This window comes from Sphingomonas sp. KC8, from assembly GCF_002151445.1.
Lineage (GTDB): Bacteria > Pseudomonadota > Alphaproteobacteria > Sphingomonadales > Sphingomonadaceae > Sphingomonas_E.
This window is the reverse complement of the sequence record NZ_CP016306.1, coordinates 2,220,776-2,239,911: the sequence shown is the minus strand read 5'-3', so window position 1 is coordinate 2,239,911 and position 19,136 is coordinate 2,220,776. Positions and strand designations below refer to the sequence as shown.

Here is a 19,136-nt window from a genome sequence, read left to right as displayed (position 1 = left end):
AGCAGATGACAGATACAACCGCCGCAGCCGCGCATTTTCAGGGGCATGACGACCATGCCCACCATGACGCGGATCACAAGCCGTCCTTCTTTGCCCGTTGGTTCATGTCGACCAACCACAAGGATATCGGCACTCTCTATTTGATCTTCTCGATCTTCGCGGGCGTCGTTGGCGGCGCGATTTCGGGCCTGATGCGCGTCGAGCTGATGGAGCCGGGCATCCAGTATCTGCCGGCCTGGCTTGAGATGCTGCATGGTCCGGGCACGTTCGACGAAGCATTGCATCTGTGGAATGTGCTGGTCACGGCCCACGGCCTGATCATGGTGTTCTTCATGGTCATGCCGGCGATCATCGGGGGCTTCGGCAACTGGTTCGTGCCGATCATGATCGGCGCGCCGGACATGGCCTTCCCGCGTATGAACAACGTGTCCTTCTGGCTGCTCGTGCCAGCGTTCGCGCTGCTGCTCGCTTCGCCGTTTTTCGGCGGCGCCGGCACCGGCTGGACCGTTTATGCGCCGCTCTCCACTTATGGCGAGCCGGGGCCGTCGGTCGACATGGCGATCCTGTCGCTGCACATCGCCGGCGCCAGCTCGATCCTGGGCGCGATCAACTTCATCACCACCATTTTCAACATGCGCGCGCCGGGGATGACCCTGCACAAGATGCCGCTGTTCGTATGGTCGGTGCTGGTCACCGCCTTCCTGCTGCTGCTGGCGCTGCCGGTGCTCGCCGCCGCGATCACGATGCTGCTGACCGATCGCAACTTCGGCACCACCTTCTATGATCCCGCCGGTGGCGGCGATCCGATCCTGTACCAGCACCTGTTCTGGTTCTTCGGCCACCCCGAAGTGTACATCATGATCCTGCCGGGCTTCGGCATGGTCAGCCACATCGTGTCGACCTTCTCCAAGAAGCCGATCTTCGGCTATCTCGGCATGGCTTATGCCATGGTCGCCATCGGCGTCGTCGGCTTCATCGTGTGGGCGCACCACATGTTCACCACCGGCCTCGACGTGAACACGAAGATGTACTTCACCGCCGCGACGATGGTCATCGCGGTGCCGACCGGGATCAAGATCTTCTCGTGGATCGCCACCATGTGGGGCGGTTCGATGAGCTTCAAGACGCCGATGATGTGGTCGCTGGGCTTCATCTTCATGTTCACCGTCGGTGGCGTGACGGGCGTCGTCCTGGCCAATGGTGGCGTCGACAACTACATGCACGACACCTATTATGTGGTCGCGCACTTCCACTATGTGCTCTCGCTGGGTGCGGTCTTCTCGCTCTTCGCCGGCTTCTATTACTGGTTCGGCAAGATGTGGGGGAAGCAGTATAACGAGTTCCTCGGCCAGCTGCACTTCTGGGTGTTCTTCATCGGCGTGAACCTGCTGTTCTTCCCGATGCACTTCCTGGGCCTGGATGGCATGCCGCGTCGCTACCCGGATTATCCGGATGCGTTCGCCCAGTATAATCACCTTGCCACGATCGGTTACATGATCATGGCCGGCAGCATGGTGATCTTCTTCGTCAACGTCTTCTGGTCGCTGTTCGCGGGCAAGAAGGCCGAAGCCAACCCGTGGGGCGAAGGCGCGACGACGCTCGAATGGACGCTGTCGAGCCCGCCGCCGTTCCACCAGTTCGAAACGCTGCCGAAGATCGACTGATCCCGGCATCGCCAAGAACAACCATCGCCGCCGTTCCGGTTCCGACCGGGGCGGCGGCCAAGGCATTACCGGCCCGGATAAAACCGGCCGGAATGCAACTGGAACGAGATGAACAGCACGACGATGAACACGGTGACAGCACCGGCCGAATGGCGTGACTTCCTGGCTTTGTGCAAGCCACGGGTGCTGACGCTTGTCGTGTTCACCGGGCTGTGCGGGATGCTGGCCGCGCCGACATCGATCCACCCGGTGCTCGGTTTCACCGCGATGCTGTGCACGACGCTGGGTGCGGCTGCGGCCGGCGCGCTCAACCAGTGGTATGAAGCCGACATCGACGCCAAGATGAAGCGGACGGAAAGCCGGCCGTTGCCCGCCGGGCGCATGGATCGCCAGTCGGCGCTCCATTTCGGCGTGGGCCTTGGCACATTTTCGGTGCTGCTGATGGGGCTGGCCGTCAATCTGCTGGCGGCCGCGATCCTGACCGCATCGATCCTGTTCTATGTGATGATCTACACCGTCTGGCTCAAGCGCCGGACGCCACAGAACATTGTCATCGGCGGTGCGGCCGGCGCTTTCCCGCCGCTGATCGGCTGGGCGGCGGCCACCGGGCATGTCGATCTGCTGCCGGTGCTGCTGTTCACCATCGTCTTTTTGTGGACGCCGCCGCATTTCTGGGCGCTGTCGCTGTTCGTGCGCACCGATTACGCCAATGCCGGCGTGCCGATGATGCCGGTGGTGGCGGGCGCGCAGGCGACGCGCATGCAGGTGCTGCTCTACACGCTGCCGATGGCCGCGACCGCGATCGCGCCGTGGCCGCTGGGGCTGACCGGTTCGATCTATGGCGTTTCGGCCGCGGTGCTTTCGGGCGTCTTCCTGCTGCTGGCCGCGCGCGTCGGTTTCAGCCGGGAGACGGATCAGGCGAAGATGAAGCCCGAACGGCAGCTTTTCGCTTATTCGATCATCTATCTTTTTGTCCTGTTCGGCGCGCTTGTCGCCGACCGTATGGTGCTCGCATGAACCAGCCTGGTGATGATGAAATCCGCCGCCGGCAGAAAAGCCGCGCGATAGTGATGGCGCTGATTCTGGGCGGCCTGGTGGTGTTGTTCTACGCCATCTCGATCGCGAAGATGAACTGACATGGCAGGCACACTGGCAGATCGGAACCGCAAGGTTGGGCTGATGGCGGTGGCGATGGTCGCCGCCATGGTTGCGCTGGGCTTTGCCAGCGTGCCGATTTACCGGATGTTCTGCCAGGTGACGGGGTTCAACGGCACGACGCAGAAAGCCGAAGGCGCCAAAGCGCCGGGGGCCGTTGTCGGCAAGCTCGTCAATGTCCGGTTCGACGGCAATGTGAAGCCGGGCATGCCCTGGAAGTTCGCGCCCGAAGAACATGTGCAGCGGGTGGCCGTGGGCGCGCGCGACATGGCGTTCTTCAACGCGACGAACACCAGCGACAAGCCGGTCAAGGGCACTGCGACGTTCAACGTGACGCCCAGCCAGGCCGGACAATATTTCACAAAGATTCAATGTTTCTGCTTCACCGAACAGGTGCTGCAGCCGGGCGAAACCATGCGCATGCCGGTGATCTTCTACGTCGATCCGAAGATACTGAACGACCCGGACGCCAAGAATATCAACGAAATCACCCTGTCCTACACCTTCTTCCCGGTGGATTCCGCCGGAAACGACGGTTAAGGGACGGGCAAAGGGAAGACCCAAGGGACAAAAGACAATGGCCGGAGCCAAAACGCACGATTACCATATTCTGCCTCCCAGCATCTGGCCGCTTGTCGGCTCGATGTCCGCGCTGGCCATGGCCGTGGGCGGGATCATGTGGATGCATGACGCGGCCTTTGGCGGCTATGTGTTCTATGCGGGCGTCGCGGCGCTGCTGTTCACTTTCTACAGCTGGTGGTCGGACGTGATTCGCGAGGCGCATGCCGGCGATCACACCCCGGTGGTTTCGCTGCACCTGCGCTACGGCATGATCCTGTTCATCGCGTCCGAAGTGATGTTCTTCGTCGGCTGGTTCTGGGCGTGGTTCGATTTCTCGCTCTTCCCGTCGTCGGTGGAAGCGGTTGGCGGCGTCTGGCCGCCCAAGGGCCTGGAAGTCATCGACGCCTTCCACCTGCCGCTGCTCAACACGATGATCCTGCTCTGTTCGGGCACGACGCTGACCTGGGCGCACCACGCGCTGCTGCAGGGCGACCGCGAAGGCCTGAAGACCGGCCTGTGGGTGACGATCCTGCTGGGCGTGCTGTTCAGCTGCATTCAAGCATATGAGTATGTGCACGCGCCGTTCGCGTTCAAGGGCCTGAACTATGGCGCTGCCTTCTTCATGGCGACCGGTTTCCACGGTTTCCACGTGCTGGTCGGCACGATCTTCCTGATCGTTTGCCTCGTCCGCACCTATAAGGGCCACTTCACCCAGAAGCAGCATTTCGGCTTCGAAGCCGCCGCCTGGTACTGGCACTTCGTCGACGTGGTGTGGCTGTTCCTGTTCGTCGTCATCTATGTGTGGGGCGGCTGGGGCGCGCCGGTCCACGGTTGAGGCATCGGGCCGCCCTGGTTTTAGCCGGGGCGGCCGCCCGCTGATGACACCATCTCCGCCCACCCCGTTACAGACCGGCCTGTCCGGCCTCTGCCCGCGCTGCGGCGCGAAGACCCTCTTTTCCGGAATCGCCAGCTTTGCCGCCTCGTGCCGCGGCTGTGGCCTTTCCTTTGCCAGTTTCAACGTCGGCGACGGGCCGGCCGCTTTTCTCACCATGGGCGTGGGCGCACTGGTGACGATGCTCGCAATCATGCTTGAGCTGACCGTCCACCCGCCCATGTGGCTGCACCTGATCCTGTGGATTCCGATCACCGCTGGTGCCGTCCTCGGATCGCTGCGCATCGCCAAAGGGATGCTGATCGCCCTCGAATATCGCAACGCCGCGCGCGAGGGGCGGATCGTGGAGGAGGACGAATGAAGCGCCTGCCATTCTGGCCGACCCTGTTCGTGCTCGTCTGCGTTGCGGTGATGATCGCGCTGGGTATCTGGCAATTGCAGCGCGCGACGTGGAAGGATGGCCTGCTGGCGCGTTATGCCGCCGCCGAGACATTGCCGCCGATCGCGTTTCCGGCGGTGCCGGTGCCCGATGAGGCGCTGGTCTTCCGCCGCGCCGGGGGCACTTGCCTGGAAGTCGTCCGCTGGGACGCGCGCGCCGGGCGCAGCCGCAAGGGCGAACAAGGCTGGCGGCACATCGCCTCATGCCGCACCGGCGGCGGCGAGGGGCCGGGCATGGCGGTGGATTATGGCTGGTCGCGCAGTTCGGACGCGCCGAAAGGCGAGGGGCTGGGCGGCCCGGTGAACGGCGTGATCGATTTTGATCGTGACCGGGTGTTCATCCTTGTTTCCGAAACCCCCGCGCCGGGGCTGGAGGCCAGCGAGAAGCCGTCGCCCGCGAACATTCCCAACAATCATCGCGGTTATGCGGTGCAATGGTTCCTGTTCGCGCTCGTGGCGCTGGTGATTTACGGCATCGCGGTGGGGCGGCGTAAGGGCTGAGCGTGCGGCTCTGCACCGTTATGATATGGCTTGCCCCGCGTCTGGCTATCCGGCTTTGACAGGTCGTCAAACGATAAGGCCGCCGCAAAAAGTTGCCCCGGCGGCTGCACGTCGCTAAGCGCTGCCAATCATGCGTTACATCAGCACCCGCGGCGCCGCGCCCGCGCTCGACTTCGAGGATGTCACCCTTACCGGCCTTGCCGCCGATGGGGGGCTTTATGTGCCCGAGAGCTGGCCTCACTTCTCGCGTGAGGCGATCAGCAAACTGGCCGGGCTGTCTTATGTCGACACCGCCGTCGAGGTGATGGCGCCGTTCGTCGGCGATTCGCTGTCGCGCGATGAACTGCGGTCGCTGTGCACCGCCGCCTACGGCCGGTTCGATCATGAAGCGGTGACGCCGCTGGTCCAGCTTGATCCGCGCAACTGGCTGCTGGAACTGTTTCACGGGCCGACCCTGGCGTTCAAGGACGTCGCGTTGCAATTGCTGGGCCTGTTGTTCGAACGGTTCCTTGCCAATCGCGACACCCACCTGACGGTGGTGGGCGCGACTTCGGGCGATACCGGGTCGGCGGCGATCGACGCGCTGGCGGGGCGTGCCAAGGTCGACATCTTCATGCTGCATCCGCTGGGCCGCGTGTCCGACGTGCAGCGCCGGCAGATGACGACGGTGCTGGCGCCCAACGTCCACAATATCGCGATCGAAGGCAGTTTCGACGATGCGCAGGCGATGGTGAAGGCGATGTTCGCCGACCAGAGCTTTGCCGGCCGTTTCCGCCTGAGCGCGGTCAATTCGATCAACTGGGCGCGGCTGATGGCCCAGATCGTCTATTATTTCTACGCCGCCGTCCGCCTTGGCGCGCCCGATCGCCCCGTGGCGTTTTCGGTGCCGACGGGCAATTTCGGCGACGTGTTCGCCGGCTATGCGGCAGCGCGGATGGGCCTGCCCGTCGCCAAGCTGATCGTCGCCACCAACGTCAACGACATCCTGCATCGCGCGCTGGCCGATGGCGATTATTCGTGCGGTACGGTTACGCCGACGGCGGCGCCGTCGATGGACATCCAGGTGAGTTCGAATTTCGAGCGCCTGCTGTTCGACCTGCACGCGCGCGACGGCAAGGCGCTGGCGGCCACCATGGCCGGGTTCGAATCGACCCGGCAGATGACGATCCCCGATGCGATGCGGGCGCAGGCGAGCGAACTGTTCACCAGCGCGCGGATCGACCCCGATGGCATGGCGCTGGCGATGCGCCGCGCAATCGAACGCAGCGGCCAGATCATCGATCCGCACACCGCGATTGGCCTGGCGGCAGCCCATCGTGCCGATCTTGATCGCGATATTCCGATCGTGACCCTGGCGACCGCGCACCCGGCCAAGTTCCGCGACGCAGTGGAACGGGCAACCGGCCAGCGGCCCCATCTGCCCGCGCGCGTGGGCGGCCTGTTCGAACGGGAGGAGCGGTATGCGACCTTGCCGGCAGAACTGGGCGCGATCGAAGACTATATCGCCGAACGGGCCATTCCGGCGCGATGACCGCCACGCTCCACCGGCTGGCGAACGGGCTGACCGTCGCGGTTGAGCCGATGGACGGGGTGGAGACGCTGGCTGTCGGCCTGTACGCCAATGTCGGCGCGCGATCCGAGCCGGCGGGCCTGGGTGGCCTGGCCCATATGGTCGAACATATGGTGTTCAAGGGCGCGGGCAGCCGTGATGCCCGCGCGATCGCCGAGGATATCGAGGATGTCGGCGGATCGCTGAACGCGTGGACCGCGCGCGACCATACCGTGTTCCACGCAAGGCTGCTGGCGGATGATCTGGCGCTGGGCGTGGGCATGATCGCCGATCTGGTTCGCGCACCTTTGTTTGACGCGGGCGAACTGGAACGCGAAAAGGGCGTTGTCCTGTCCGAACTGGGCGAATCGCGCGACACCCCCGACGATATCGTGTTCGATCATTTGCAGGGCGCGGCCTTTCCCGGCCAGCCGCTGGGCCGGCCGGTGCTGGGGGATGAAGCGAGCATCGCGGCGATCGACGTGGCGGCGCTCAGGCGCTGGACCGCCGAGCAATATCGCCCGTCGGGGCTGGTGCTGGCAGCCGCCGGCAAGGTGGATGAAGCGCAACTGCTGAAACTGGCCGAGGCGCATTTCGGCGATATGGCGGCGGGCGAACCGGCCGCCCCCGATGCGGCGGCGTTCGCGGTGGGCGCCAAGCATGATCGGCGGCGGTTCGATCAGATCCATCTGGCGCTGGGCTGGCCCGGTGTGGGCTATCGCGACAGCAGCATCCACGCTTTGTCGCTGTTCACGGGTGCGGCGGGTGGTGGCATGTCATCGCGCCTGTTCCAGGAACTGCGCGAACAGCGTGGCCTTGCGTACAGCGTCTATGCGTGGGCGCAGAGCTATGCCGAAACCGGGCTGTTCGGCATCTATTGCGCGGCATCGCGCGAGCAGGCGACACAAGCGCTGGGGCTGGCCGAAGAGGTGCTGGCGCGCACCGCCGAAGAACTGACACAGGCCGAACTCAATCGCGCGCGGGTGCAGGCGAAAGCCGGCCTGCTGATGGGGCTGGAAGGGCCGGCGGCGCGCTGCGACCATCTGGCGCGACAGATTCAGGTGCATGGCCGGATCGTGCTGCCGGCCGAAACGGTGGCGGCGATCGATGCGGTGACACTGGCTGAGGCGCGGGCAGCGGGGCAGCATGCGCTGTCCGGCGGCCGGGCGATCGCCACCGTCGGCGGCAAGCTGGCCAAGGCGGCCTGACAGATATGAACGACCTTATCACCCTCGTCACCGAACCCTGGGCCGATTACGGGCTGGTGGATTCGGGCCATGGCCGCAAGCTCGAACGCTATGGCCGTTTCAGCTTCATCCGGCCGGAACCGCAGGCAATGTGGGCGCCGGCCGATCCCAACTGGGTTGCCGACGGCGATTTCATCGCCGCGTCCGACGAGGATGGCGGCGGCAAATGGCATCTGAGCCGCGATGTGCCGCGCGGCGGCTGGCATCTGAAGTGGGAAGAGGTGCGCTTCACCGCGCAGAACACGCCGTTCCGCCACCTCGCTTTCTTCCCCGATATGGCCCCGCAATGGGCATGGATGCGCGAACGCACCGCCGAAGGGGACGAGGCGCTGAACCTGTTCGGCTATACCGGCGTCGGCACGCTGGCGCTGGCGGCCAAGGGCGCGCGGGTGACGCATGTCGATGCGTCGAAGAAATCGGTGGAAGCCGGCAAGGCCAACCAGTTCCTGTCCGACATGTCCGATCGGCCGATCCGCTGGATGGTGGACGATGCGGTGAAGTTCGCCGCGCGCGAAGTGCGCCGCGGCCGGCGCTATGACGGGATCATGCTCGATCCGCCCAAATTCGGCCGTGGGCCGGATGGCGAAGTGTGGCGGCTGGAAGAACATCTGCCCGGCCTGATCACCCACTGCGTCAATCTGCTCGACGCGAAATCGAAGTTCCTGGTGCTGACGGTTTATGCGGTGCGGATGTCGGCGCTGGCGATCGGCGAATTGCTGCGTCAGGCCACAGCTCATCTGGGTGGCCGGGTGGAAGTGGGCGAAATGGCCGTGCGCGAAGAAGCACGCGGGTTGCTGTTGCCAACCGCGATCTTCGCGCGCTGGGTGGGCGAGTGAACCCGTCACCCTGAACTTGTTTCAGGGTCCACTCTTCCGCTTGCGCCATCCTCGCTTGCGGCGCGATGGATGCTGAAACAAGTTCAGCATGACGGGGGGGGAGGAAGAGTTACTCCCGCGCGGCCCGCAGCGCCGCCCCTGCTGCGAACGGGGCCAGCGCCACCAGCAGCAGCGACGCGGCGGCCAGCAGCTTGAGGCCGCCATTATCCTCGGCCGACAGCGTTCCCGCGCCGAAGATCAGGATCGGGACGGCGAGCGGCAGCATGACGAGACCGGCGAGTGCACCGGCACCGCGCAGGCCCAAGGTGAGCGCGCTGGTCATCAAGGCGAGCGCGGCCAAGCCCGGTGTGCCGAGCGCGAGGCCGATTTCCAGCCGGGCCAAGGTCGCGCCGTCGAGTTTGAGGAGCGCGGCGGCGGGAAGGGCGGCGATCATCAAGGGCGGGCCGAAGCTGAGCCAATGGGCAAGCATCTTGGCGGCGGCGATCGCTTCCTCGCTGATCCCGCGCACGGCATATTGATCGAGCACGCCGGCCTGCGCATCGGGTTCGAGCAGGCGATCGACGGGCAGGAGGGCGGCGAGCAACGCCGCCATCCAAAGCGCCCCGCCGCCAGTGGCGGCGAGCAGCCGTGCATCTGGGCCGATGGCGAAGGGAAACAAGGTTGCGACCAGCAGGAAGAAGATCAGCGGCAGCGCCCCGCCGCCGCCGGAAAAAGCGTGCGTCAGATCGCGCCAGAGGATGCGGGCGAGGATCATCATGGCGTGAGCGTGATCGTCTGCGCGTCGTCCAGCCCCAAGGGCTGGTGGCTCGCGGCAAGGATGATCCCGCCGGCGGCGCGGTGCGCGGCCATCATTGCGGCGAGGCGGGTGAGCGAGGCGGCATCGAGGCCGTTGCCGGGTTCGTCGAGCAGCCAGATGGCAGCGCCGCTGGCGATGAGGCGGGCAAGGCCGGCGCGCTTGGCCTGGCCGGTGGACAGCATCCGCACCGGCACTTCGGCGATGGCGGCCAGGCCCACGGTTTCGAGTGCCGCGTCGATGGGGTCTTTGCCGCCGCCGTCGATCCCCGCCCAATAGCCAAGCGCGGCGGCGAGCGAATGACGCGGATCGAGCGCGTGGCGATCATCGGCCAGCGCGATGCGGCCGTCGCGGGTGATGGTGCCGGCGGCAGGGGCGAGCAGCCCGGCGGCCAAGCGCAGCAGGCTCGATTTGCCGGTGCCGTTGGGGCCGGTGACGAGGGCGGCGTCGCCAGGGGCAAGCGCGAAGCTAAGCCGTTCGAACAGCAGGCGATGGCCGCGCAGACAGGCGACGCGATCGAATGCCAGCCGGGAAACGCCGGTCGCCAGCGTCATCCGACGGCATCTTCCAGCGCGTGCATATCATCATCCGACAGGCCGAAATGATGGCCGACTTCATGGACGACGACATGGGTGATCAGCGCTTCCAACGTGACGCCGGTTTCGACCCATTCGTCGAGCAACGGGCGGCGATAGAGGATGATGCGATCGGGCATGGCGGCGATGTCGCTGATCGATTTCTGGCCGATCGGGGTGCCATGATAGAGGCCGGTCAGGTCGAACGGATCTTCCAGATCGACCGAGGCCAGCGTCTCTTCGTCGGCGAAATCTTCCACGAACAAGGCGACATTGCCCATATGATCGCGGAACGCTTGCGGGATGCGCGCCAGCGCCGCGCGGGCAAGCGCCTCGATATCGTCGGCTGAGGGGGCGAAAGTCGCGGTCATGTTCGCGGCATAGATGGGAAATGCGCGGCTTCCAATCGCCAGCCTGAACTTGTTTCATGGCGCCGGCTGACGCAAAGACCCTCAACACCAGCCGAATGGCGATAAAGATGGGGAAGGACGAAGGCCATGATCGAAGCCTTGAGCGAAGCCGAACGCGCCGATGCGCTGGAAGCACTGGACGAATGGGAACATGACGAGGCGCGCGACGCGATCACGCGGACGTTCACCTTTTCCGATTTCGCCGAAGCGTTCGGGTTCATGGCCCGTGTCGCGCTGGTTGCCGAAAAGATGGATCACCATCCCGAATGGTCGAACGTGTGGAACCGGGTGGAAATATTGCTGACGACACATGATGCCGGCGGCCTTTCGACCCGCGATATCGTGCTGGCCGAAGCGATCGACCGGATGGTGGGATAACCACTTCTTAACCACAATCGGGCAGTGATTCTTCCGACCGCATGGGAAGGATCGCCCTTGACCGCGCCATTTCTGAGAGGGATCGCATCCAGCCGCACCGACAAGGAATCGGTGCGGGCTGCGATCGGCCGCGCGGCGGAACGGACGGGTGCGAACTTCACCTATCTGCTCAATCAGGCGAAAAGCGAAAGCGGGCTGAACCCGACGGCCAAGGCGGCGACATCGTCGGCGGCCGGGCTGTACCAGTTTATCGACCAGAGCTGGCTGGGTGTGCTGAAACAGCATGGGCAGACGCATGGCTATGGCTGGGCGGCGGATTCGATCCAGTGGCGCGGCGGGCGCTGGCAGGTTGATCCGGCGGCGCGCCAGGCGGTGTTTGCCCTGCGCAACGATCCCGACGCCGCTGCCCTGATGGCCGGCGAGTTCGCACAGGATAATGCCGAAGGATTGCAGGCGGCCCTGGGCCGCGCGCCGACATCGGGCGACCTGTATTTCGCGCACTTCCTGGGCCTGGCCGGCGCCAAGAAATTCCTGAAGGCCGCGCAAGCCAGCCCCGATGCGGCGGCGGCGGCGGCGTTCCCGCGCGAAGCGGCGGCCAACCGGTCGATCTTCTACACCCGATCGGGCGAGGCGCGCAGCCTGAGCCAGGTTTATGCGTTGATGGCGCGCAAGGTGGACGGGCCGACCGAAATCGCGCCCACCGGCGGATCGCGCATGGAAGCGCCAATCCAGATGGCGAGTTTCGACACGAATGTCGCGCGGACGAGCACGCCTTTGTCGGCCATGTCCGCCGATGCGGTACGGCTGATCGACCTGCCGGCATCCACATCACCACGCGCGACCCCGCGCGAGACCGCGCCCGATACGATGATGGCGCTGGCCGACCGCGCCCATTCGCTCAACGTGCTGCGGCCCAATCCGCAATTCGCCGCGCTGGCGTATATGCTGGTCGCGTCGCCATTCGACAGCGACAAGGATCGCGAGGCCTGATCTGCCCGATACTGCTGTAGCAATGCGGACCGCGCCACGATAGGCGGGCAGCGCAAGTTCAGGCAGTTCAGGTAGGCATATGGCCCGTAGAAGTTCGAAATATGATCCCTATGAAGGCCTGCATCGCGAGGATGAGGCGCCAGCGGTGGCGCCACCCTGCTGGCTGTGCGGGCGGCCCACGGGAAAAACCATTGTCTGGCATCATCCCGTGCCCAAGAGCCGGGGCGGACGCGATGTCGTGCCGATGCACCCCATCTGCCAGCAGACGCTGATCGCCAATTTCACCAATTCCGAACTGCAGCGCCATGCGATGGATGTCGAAGGGTTGCTGGCCAATCCCAACGTGCGCAAATTCGTTGACTGGGTGGCGAAAAAGGACCCCGATTTCACCGCGACGATCACCAAGAAGCAACGCTGATCGGCCGGCGCTTTTCGCTTTCGACCGTTAATTGCCGTCCGCGTCGACCATGAACACCATGGGCTTGCCGCGCGACGTCGGCTCCCATCCCGCCAGCAAGGCGGCGCGGATGCCCCGGGTGACAATGGCATCGTTGACCTGGAGGCGACCGCGTTGCAGCCCCTTGATCAAGCGTTTCGGGGGTGGGAATTCCAATAATGCACCGCGCTGCGCACCTTCCTGCAGCAACGAAACCGTCATGCCTTTCCAGCCATCGAGATCGGAGCGTTGCGGCTCTCGCTGGAGTTCCCATTCATATTTGAGCCCATCGACGTCGACGGTACCGGCAAGCCTGTGTGTGGTGGTCATGCCGACCGCCGTAGCATGCTTATGCTGGCTATCCACCCACCGCCGAACATGGAACCAATCAGCGCGCTTGCGCCAGTTCCACCGATTGCGGCCCATCGAACACGCGTGGTTCGGCGGGCGCGGGTTCGTCCGCGCCGCCGGCGGTCCATGCCAGCGTGATCGACATGCGGCGGTTGCGCGGATCATAAAGATTGTCGGGGATATAGGGTTCGCGTGAAGCGACGCCTTCGATCCGCGAGAAGCGATCGCCGGACAGGCCCGAATCACCCAGGGCTGCGCGGGTTGCTTCGGCGCGCGCGGTGGACAGGGTCCAGTTGTTGACGCTGCGTCCGGCCGCATAAGGCAGCGCATCGGTGTGGCCGCGGACGACGACGTCGTTGGGCACGCCTTCGATCACGGTGGCGACTTCGCCGACAAGACGGCGGGCATCGGGCAGCAGGGCGTTGGTGCCGAGCGAGAACATCGCGAAATCGGCTTCGTCCACCAGATCGATGCGCAGCCCTTCGCGGGTTTCGACCATGCGGATATGCTTGGCCAGGCGGGCGAGCTTGGGATCGCTTTTCATCCGCGCTTCGAGTTGCTTCTTGAGCGCGGTGAAGCGGGCTCGATCGCGCGAGCGGATGGCGGCGGCGCCTTCCTTGGCACCCCCGGTCGCATCCTTGGGGATGGTCATCGAACGGCTACCGGTTTGGGTGGCGCCGTGGGGATAATTGTCCTTTGCGACGACAGAATCGCCGCCGAAGGGGCCGTTGGCGCCGGCGCTCTTCTGCCGCATTTCCACCAGCGTGGGCGAAAAATAGTCGGCAATGCCCTTGCGCTGCTTTTCGGTGGTCGCGCCGAGAATCCACAGCAAGAGGAAGAAGGCCATCATCGCCGTCACGAAATCGGCATAAGCCACCTTCCACGCGCCGCCATGATGGCCGCCATGGCCGCCATCGACGATCTTCTTGACGATGATGATCGGGCGGGGTTCCGGCTCGTTCCGGCCGCGCTTGGCGGCTGCGCTGGCCACCGATCAGCGCCCGCGCATGCCATCGAACACATCGGCGAAGGCCGGCTGGTTCGAATGGCTGATGCTGGAGCGCGCGGCTTCGATCACCAGCGGCAGCGGGTGGCCGTGCAGCGAGGCGATGATGATCTGCTTGATGACATGATAGATGGCCGCATCGCTTTCGATCACCTGGCGGCAGCGCCCGGCGAACGGACCGACGATGCCGTAAGCCAGCAACACGCCGAGGAAGGTGCCGACGAGTGCCGAGCCGATCATGCCACCGAGAATGGAGGGCGGCTTGTCGATCGATCCCATCGTCTTGACCACGCCGAGCACGGCGGCGACGATGCCAAGTGCCGGCAGCGCATCGGCGAGGTTCTGGAGCATGTCCGCCGGGCGGATTTCATCATGATGGTGCGTCTTGAGCGCGTTATCCATCACCTCTTCCACCGCATGGGGATCGAGCGTGCCCGACGAGACGACGACGAGGCGCAGCGTATCGGTGATGAGGTGGACGAGCGTGTCGTCCTTGGTGAGCTTGGGATATTCCTGAAAGATGGTCGAGGATTTGGGATCCTCGATATGCGGTTCGAGCGCGACGGGGCCGTCCGTGCGCAGCATCTTCATCAGGCTCGACACCAGGAAGATGACGTCGAGAAAATCCTTCTTGTTATATTTCGGGCCTTTGAACACCTTGACCAGTCCGCCGCCAAGCTGCTTCAGCTCCTTCATCGAATTGCCGGCGATCACAGCACCGATGGCGGCGCCACCGATGATCAGCATTTCATGGGGGATGGCGTGCATGACCGGCGCGAGATCGCCGCCCGTCATCGCGAATCCGCCGAATACCATTACCAGCAGAACGACCAGACCGATTGCCGCGAACATGCATTTCCCCCAGAATAAACCGGCGAGGCGGGGTAGGAAGCGCTAGCGATTCCTGGCCTCTATGAAGGTTAACGGCAGGATCGGGCGGGATTTATGCTTAAGCCGGCATTAGGCTAATAAATCATTCGCCGGGCGGATCAGCCGAGCAGATCGAACAGCGTCTGCCGGTTGATCCGGGTGAAAACGGCCTGCGCGGCTTCGAGCGAAAGCTGCTTGGCCTGAAGCTTGGCTACCGTTTCCGGAATGTTGGTGTTTTCCAGCGTCCCGCGTTCCTCGGAATTGACGAGGCCGGACGAGGCGAAGGCTTCGCGCGCACCATCGAGGCGCGCAGCCCGCACGCCCTGTTCGGCCCGCGCGACCGTGGTGGTCGCGACCGCGCCGACAATCTCGTTGAGCGAAGCGGTGCTGGCGGCGTCGCGGGCGGCGGGATCGGTCAATTCGATGGTATCGGCGGCGTCGCGCATGATCTGCGCAAGATCCTTTGGCCCGGCCGCCGTTTGCAGGTTGGTGAACACTCCGTCCTTCGACAGCGACGGGGCGACATACACGCCGGCGCCGATCGGGACGGCAAGCGACGGGCCATCCGGAAAGAGCAGCTGACCGCGCGAATCCTTTGACATGGCAAGTTCTGCGATCTCATCCGCAATGCCGCGCAGTTCGATTGCCATCGCCTTGCGATCATTGGCATTATAGGTGGCGCTATTGGCCCCGGTCATCAGTTCGCGGGCGCGATCCAGCGCGGTGGCGACGGTATTCAGCGCGGCATCCGCGCGCGTGGCCGTTGCCGAGGCGGTTTCGATGTTCCTGGTCCACGCGGTTTCATTGGCCTGCGCGCGCCGGATTTCGGCGACCCGCGCGGCGGCGGTGGGATCGTCGGACGGGCGCTGGAGCCGCGTTTCGTTCGAAATATCGGCCTGCGCGCGGGCGATGCCGGCGGCGAGATTCTGCTGGCGCGAGATTTCGGCCGACAAATGGTAGCGGGTGCTGCTGATCATGATCCGCTGCCTTTCAGAACAGGTCGAGGATGGATTGCATGGTTTCGCGCGCGACCTGAATGATCCGCGCCGAGGCGTTGTAGGCCTGCTGGAAACGGATCAGTTCGGCGGCTTCGCGATCGAGATCGATGCCCGTCACCGCATCGCGCGACGCCAGCGCGCCATCACGGCGGGTGCCGGTAACGTCGGCTTCGGTGCGCGCGGCGGCGGTGGCCTGTGCGTGGCCGGCGATCAGGCCGGCCAGCCGATCTTCGGCCCCCCCGGCGCGCAGGCCCTGCAACGCGATCAGGTTGCCGTTGGCGGTGACGGTTGCGCCATCGGTCGATGCAGCCGGCACCCCATCGGGATCGCTGATCGCCAGCGCCATCGTGGCCGCGGCCGGGGTGCCGACGGTGAGCAAGGGCGCGCCCGGATTGCCCGCGGCATCCAGCCCGCCGGCCGACCAGGTGTTGATCGTCGTGGCAAAATCAGTGGCGATCGCATTGATGCTGGCGCGTCGATCGGCGACGGTGGCGGCCGCGTCGATCAGCCCGCCGATCGTGCCGCCGGGCAGCGCGATCGCATGCGTGCCGCCATCGACCGTGGCGAACATCGTGAGGCCGCCATTGCCCGCAACCGCAACGGCGATCGGATTGGCGGTGACGCCGGAGACCAGCGACGATTGCGAATTGCCGGCCAGTTTCAAGGTCACCGTGCCATTTTCGCCGAACGTGGCGTCGACATTCAGCCGCGACGACACCGCATCGACCAGCCGGTCGCGTTCGTCCAGCAGGCTGGCATGCGCCCCGGTGCCGGGTTCCGACCGGCGCAACGCGAGGTTGAGCTTGGCCAGCGCCTCGAGATTGCCATTGACCGCATCGACGTTGGACTGGGCATCCCTGGCGATACCGTCGGCGGTGGTCGCCAGCCCCTGCGCGGCGGAACGAAACGCGCTGGCCGTCTGGTCGAGCGCCTGCAGAAACGCACGGCGCGGCAGGGCGCCACTCGGGTCCGCCGCCAGCGCATCGGCGGCGTTGAAGAAGGCGGTCAGCCGTGCGCCCATGCCCGTATCGCCATCGTCCATCGCGCTTTCGGCGGTTTCCAGCCAGCGCGCGCGCGCATCGGCGCGGCCGGCTTCGGCGCTGGCGGCGTGGACTTCCTTGTCGCGGAACTGATCGTAGGCGCGGGTGATGGCGGTGATCTGCGTGCCGGCGAAGATCGTGCCGGGCCGATAAGTCGGGTTCATCGGCAACGAGGCAACCTGCTCGCGCTGGGTGGTGCTGCGCCGCGCGAAGCCGGGTGTTTCCGAATTGGCGACATTATCGCTGATCGCGGAAAGCGCCGTCTTGTAGGCGGAGATGCCCGAGGCACCGATGCTGAGAAGATCGCTCATTTGTCAGGATTTACGGCCAGCCCGGCCGGCCCTTTAATCGGCAGGCCGACGGTGCCGGGGCTGAGCGTGGGCGCAGCGGGCGGCGAAAACTGCGCCAACAGCGTGTTGGCGATGCCGAGGCTGCCTTTTTCCGCCATGGAATCGGCGGTGCGGGCATCGGCCATGTCGCGAAACTGATCGCTCGCGTTGGATCCCAGAATGTCTTCGCCAAGGCTGGCCGAGCGCATCGACGAGATCATCTGGCGCAGAAAGATCGCCTCGAACTGCTGCGCGGCCTTTTTCAGCCCGGCCTGATCGACCGGCTTGGACGCCAGGCTGACGCCGGCAGCGGCGATGGGGAGGGGCGCAACCGTCGTCATAGCACGATCAACTCCGCCTTCATCGCGCCGGCCTGCTTCAACGCTTCGAGGATCGCGACGAGATCGGCCGGCGATGCGCCGATCGCGTTCACCGATTTCACGATATCGGCGAGGCTTGCGCCGGGGCGGAAATCGAACATCGGCTTGCGTTCTTCCTCGACCGAAATGGTGCTGGCGGGTTCGAGCGCGGTTTCCCCGCGCGAAAAGGGCGCCGGCTGGACGATCGTTGGATCTTCCTCGACCCGGACGGTGAGCTTGCCATGGCTGACGGCGGCGGGCGCGATGCGGACCGCGCCGTTGATGACGACCGTGCCGGTGCGGGCGTTGACGATGACCCGCGCGGGGGCATCGGCCGGATCGACGGGCAGGTTTTCGATCTGGCCCATCAGCGCGGTGCGCGCTTCGGCGCCGGGAATGGCGTTGATTTCGATCGTCACCGCATCGGTGGCGCGTGCGCGGCCGGCGCCCAGCACCCCGTTGATCGCCGCCGCAACGCGGCCGGCGGTGGTGAGATCGGCTTCGGACAGGTTGAAGATCAGCGACGGGCTGCTGGCGAAGCCGGCGTCGACCGCGCGTTCGACCGTCGCCCCACCCGGAATGCGGCCCGATGTCGGGATGTTGACGGTGAGTTTGGATCCGTCCTGGGCATCGATGCCGAGGCCGCCGACCGCGAGATTGCCCTGCGCCATCGCGTAAATCTGGCCGTCCGCGCCGGTGAGGGGCGACATCAGCAGGGTGCCGCCGCGCAGCGATTTGGCCTTGCCGAGCGCCGATACGGTGATGTCGAGCCGCTGGCCGGGCTTGGCGAAGGCGGGCAGTTCGGCGGTGATCATCACCGCCGCCGCGTTCTTCAACTGCGGGTTCACCCCGGCGGGCAGGTTGAGGCCGAAGCGTGATGCCACCCCCTTCATCGCCTGCGTCGCATATTCCAGGCTGTCATCGCCCGTGCCGGCGAGGCCGACGACGATGCCGTAGCCGGTCAACTGGTTGGGGCGGACACCCTGGAACGTGCCGAGATCCTTGATCCGCTCCGCATGAGCGGGCGCGCCGAGGAGGGCGAGGGCGGCAAAGGCGAGGAGAAAGCGGATCATCGCGACGGGCATCCTCAGAACGGGCTGATGATGGAGAAGAAGGAACTGAGCCAGCCCGGCTTGCTGGCCCGCGCGACATCGCCCTTGCCGGCGTAGCTGATGCGGGCATCGGCTACGCGGGTGGATAGCACGCGGTTGTCGGTGCTGATGTCGGCGGCACGGACGATGCCGGAAATGCGGATCATTTCGTCCCCGCGATTGAGTGTCAGCAGCTTTTCGCCGCGCACCAGATAGGTGCCGTTGGGATAGACGGCTGCGATCGTGACGCTGATTTCGCCGGACAGTGCGTTGGACTGGGAGGCCGCCCCCTTGCCGTCGAATTTTGCGCCGCCGCTGGCCGTCACGTCGCTGGGGTCGAACAACGCCAGCGGGCCGGTGGCCGGCGGGGTCAGCCCGATGCTGCCCGAACGATCGGTGTTCGACGCGGTGCTCTTGGTTGCCTGGGTGCGTTCGACCAGCAGGATCGTCAGCACATCGCCGACCATCGAGGCGCGCGCGCCGCTGGTGAGCGGGGCATAGCCGTGGGACACTTGGAAGATCGCGCCATTGGCGGGTGCCGGCGGCGGCGCCGGGGCATAAGCCGGCGCGAAATCGGGCTTGGGCTTCTTGGACCCGAACAGCCCGGCATGTGCGGGCATGGCCAGCGCGACGGCGGCGATGCCAAAGGCGAGTGCGGCGCGCATCC

The 19,136-nt window shown here is 65.3% G+C and carries 24 protein-coding genes; 13 read left to right on the top strand and 11 right to left on the bottom strand.

Annotated features, from left to right (window positions below; all coding sequences use genetic code 11):
* Positions 1 to 5: 5 nt before the first annotated feature.
* The 10 genes from ctaD to KC8_RS10600 all read left to right on the top strand — a co-directional run bounded on the left by ctaD (position 6) and on the right by KC8_RS10600 (position 8,843).
* Positions 6 to 1,664: a cytochrome c oxidase subunit I gene (ctaD, locus tag KC8_RS10640; RefSeq protein ID WP_010126114.1), complete on the top strand. Its 1,659-nt coding sequence runs from the start codon at positions 6 to 8 to the stop codon at positions 1,662 to 1,664.
* Positions 1,665 to 1,772: 108 nt separating this feature from the next.
* Positions 1,773 to 2,681, top strand: a complete 909-nt coding sequence (locus KC8_RS10635) for a heme o synthase (RefSeq protein ID WP_010126112.1) — start codon at positions 1,773 to 1,775, stop codon at positions 2,679 to 2,681.
* Entirely contained in the window at positions 2,678 to 2,800 is a 123-nt protein-coding gene (locus tag KC8_RS20505; protein ID WP_010126111.1) for a hypothetical protein, read from the top strand. Before KC8_RS10635 ends, KC8_RS20505 begins: the two co-directional genes overlap by 4 nt.
* Position 2,801: 1 nt before the next feature.
* Positions 2,802 to 3,359, top strand: coding sequence for a cytochrome c oxidase assembly protein (locus KC8_RS10630; RefSeq protein ID WP_010126110.1), 558 nt, complete (start codon positions 2,802 to 2,804; stop codon positions 3,357 to 3,359).
* Between the two features lie 37 nt (positions 3,360 to 3,396).
* Positions 3,397 to 4,215, top strand: coding sequence for a cytochrome c oxidase subunit 3 (locus tag KC8_RS10625; RefSeq protein WP_010126109.1), 819 nt, complete (start codon positions 3,397 to 3,399; stop codon positions 4,213 to 4,215).
* A gap of 43 nt (positions 4,216 to 4,258) precedes the next feature.
* Positions 4,259 to 4,633 (top strand): DUF983 domain-containing protein, encoded by a 375-nt coding sequence (locus tag KC8_RS10620; RefSeq protein ID WP_010126108.1) that lies wholly within the window; start codon positions 4,259 to 4,261, stop codon positions 4,631 to 4,633.
* Positions 4,630 to 5,211 carry an SURF1 family protein gene (locus tag KC8_RS10615; protein ID WP_010126107.1) on the top strand — a complete coding sequence of 194 codons (582 nt, stop codon included), beginning with the start codon at positions 4,630 to 4,632 and terminating at the stop codon, positions 5,209 to 5,211. The genes KC8_RS10620 and KC8_RS10615 overlap by 4 nt, the downstream gene beginning before the upstream one ends.
* Positions 5,212 to 5,341: 130 nt before the next feature.
* Positions 5,342 to 6,742, top strand: a complete 1,401-nt coding sequence (thrC, locus tag KC8_RS10610; protein ID WP_010126105.1) for a threonine synthase — start codon at positions 5,342 to 5,344, stop codon at positions 6,740 to 6,742.
* Entirely contained in the window at positions 6,739 to 7,968 is a 1,230-nt protein-coding gene (locus tag KC8_RS10605) for a M16 family metallopeptidase (protein ID WP_010126103.1), read from the top strand. Before thrC ends, KC8_RS10605 begins: the two co-directional genes overlap by 4 nt.
* Positions 7,969 to 7,973: 5 nt before the next feature.
* Positions 7,974 to 8,843 (top strand): class I SAM-dependent methyltransferase, encoded by an 870-nt coding sequence (locus KC8_RS10600; RefSeq protein WP_010126101.1) that lies wholly within the window; start codon positions 7,974 to 7,976, stop codon positions 8,841 to 8,843.
* Between the two features lie 109 nt (positions 8,844 to 8,952).
* Here the strand turns inward: KC8_RS10600 and KC8_RS10595 are convergent, their stop codons facing one another.
* From KC8_RS10595 to KC8_RS10585, 3 genes are read right to left on the bottom strand one after another with little or no spacing between them, the layout of a single operon-like run.
* On the bottom strand, positions 8,953 to 9,600 hold the full coding sequence (locus KC8_RS10595) for a heme exporter protein CcmB (protein WP_010126100.1): 648 nt from the start codon (positions 9,598 to 9,600) through the stop codon (positions 8,953 to 8,955).
* The gene (gene ccmA / locus KC8_RS10590; RefSeq protein ID WP_010126099.1) at positions 9,597 to 10,190 is read right to left on the bottom strand and encodes a heme ABC exporter ATP-binding protein CcmA; all 594 of its coding nucleotides are present in this window, start codon (positions 10,188 to 10,190) and stop codon (positions 9,597 to 9,599) included. The genes KC8_RS10595 and ccmA overlap by 4 nt, the downstream gene beginning before the upstream one ends.
* A complete protein-coding gene (locus KC8_RS10585; RefSeq protein ID WP_010126098.1) occupies positions 10,187 to 10,582 on the bottom strand; it encodes a metallopeptidase family protein in 396 nt (131 codons plus the stop codon). Before KC8_RS10585 ends, ccmA begins: the two co-directional genes overlap by 4 nt.
* Positions 10,583 to 10,708: 126 nt before the next feature.
* Between KC8_RS10585 and KC8_RS10580 the strand changes: the two genes are divergently transcribed.
* The 3 genes from KC8_RS10580 to KC8_RS10570 all read left to right on the top strand — a co-directional run bounded on the left by KC8_RS10580 (position 10,709) and on the right by KC8_RS10570 (position 12,407).
* A complete protein-coding gene (locus tag KC8_RS10580; protein ID WP_010126097.1) occupies positions 10,709 to 10,999 on the top strand; it encodes a 4a-hydroxytetrahydrobiopterin dehydratase in 291 nt (96 codons plus the stop codon).
* 57 nt (positions 11,000 to 11,056) lie between these two features.
* A complete protein-coding gene (locus tag KC8_RS10575) occupies positions 11,057 to 11,989 on the top strand; it encodes a hypothetical protein (RefSeq protein ID WP_083831262.1) in 933 nt (310 codons plus the stop codon).
* 79 nt (positions 11,990 to 12,068) lie between these two features.
* On the top strand, positions 12,069 to 12,407 hold the full coding sequence (locus KC8_RS10570) for a hypothetical protein (protein ID WP_010126096.1): 339 nt from the start codon (positions 12,069 to 12,071) through the stop codon (positions 12,405 to 12,407).
* 27 nt (positions 12,408 to 12,434) lie between these two features.
* On the opposite strand, the gene KC8_RS10565 is transcribed toward KC8_RS10570, so the two are convergent.
* From KC8_RS10565 to KC8_RS10530, 8 genes are all read right to left on the bottom strand, one after another.
* On the bottom strand, positions 12,435 to 12,755 hold the full coding sequence (locus KC8_RS10565; RefSeq protein WP_029624614.1) for a hypothetical protein: 321 nt from the start codon (positions 12,753 to 12,755) through the stop codon (positions 12,435 to 12,437).
* Between the two features lie 58 nt (positions 12,756 to 12,813).
* On the bottom strand, positions 12,814 to 13,767 hold the full coding sequence (locus tag KC8_RS10560) for a flagellar motor protein MotB (RefSeq protein ID WP_010126094.1): 954 nt from the start codon (positions 13,765 to 13,767) through the stop codon (positions 12,814 to 12,816).
* A gap of 3 nt (positions 13,768 to 13,770) precedes the next feature.
* Entirely contained in the window at positions 13,771 to 14,634 is an 864-nt protein-coding gene (gene motA, locus KC8_RS10555; protein ID WP_010126093.1) for a flagellar motor stator protein MotA, read from the bottom strand.
* A gap of 137 nt (positions 14,635 to 14,771) precedes the next feature.
* Entirely contained in the window at positions 14,772 to 15,629 is an 858-nt protein-coding gene (locus tag KC8_RS10550; protein WP_010126092.1) for a flagellin N-terminal helical domain-containing protein, read from the bottom strand.
* 13 nt (positions 15,630 to 15,642) lie between these two features.
* Entirely contained in the window at positions 15,643 to 17,001 is a 1,359-nt protein-coding gene (flgK, locus tag KC8_RS10545) for a flagellar hook-associated protein FlgK (RefSeq protein WP_010126091.1), read from the bottom strand.
* Positions 16,998 to 17,360 (bottom strand): rod-binding protein, encoded by a 363-nt coding sequence (locus KC8_RS10540; RefSeq protein ID WP_010126090.1) that lies wholly within the window; start codon positions 17,358 to 17,360, stop codon positions 16,998 to 17,000. Before KC8_RS10540 ends, flgK begins: the two co-directional genes overlap by 4 nt.
* Entirely contained in the window at positions 17,357 to 18,451 is a 1,095-nt protein-coding gene (locus KC8_RS10535; protein WP_037496455.1) for a flagellar basal body P-ring protein FlgI, read from the bottom strand. The genes KC8_RS10540 and KC8_RS10535 overlap by 4 nt, the downstream gene beginning before the upstream one ends.
* 14 nt (positions 18,452 to 18,465) lie before the next feature.
* The gene (locus KC8_RS10530) at positions 18,466 to 19,134 is read right to left on the bottom strand and encodes a flagellar basal body L-ring protein FlgH (RefSeq protein WP_010126087.1); all 669 of its coding nucleotides are present in this window, start codon (positions 19,132 to 19,134) and stop codon (positions 18,466 to 18,468) included.
* Positions 19,135 to 19,136: the final 2 nt, after the last annotated feature.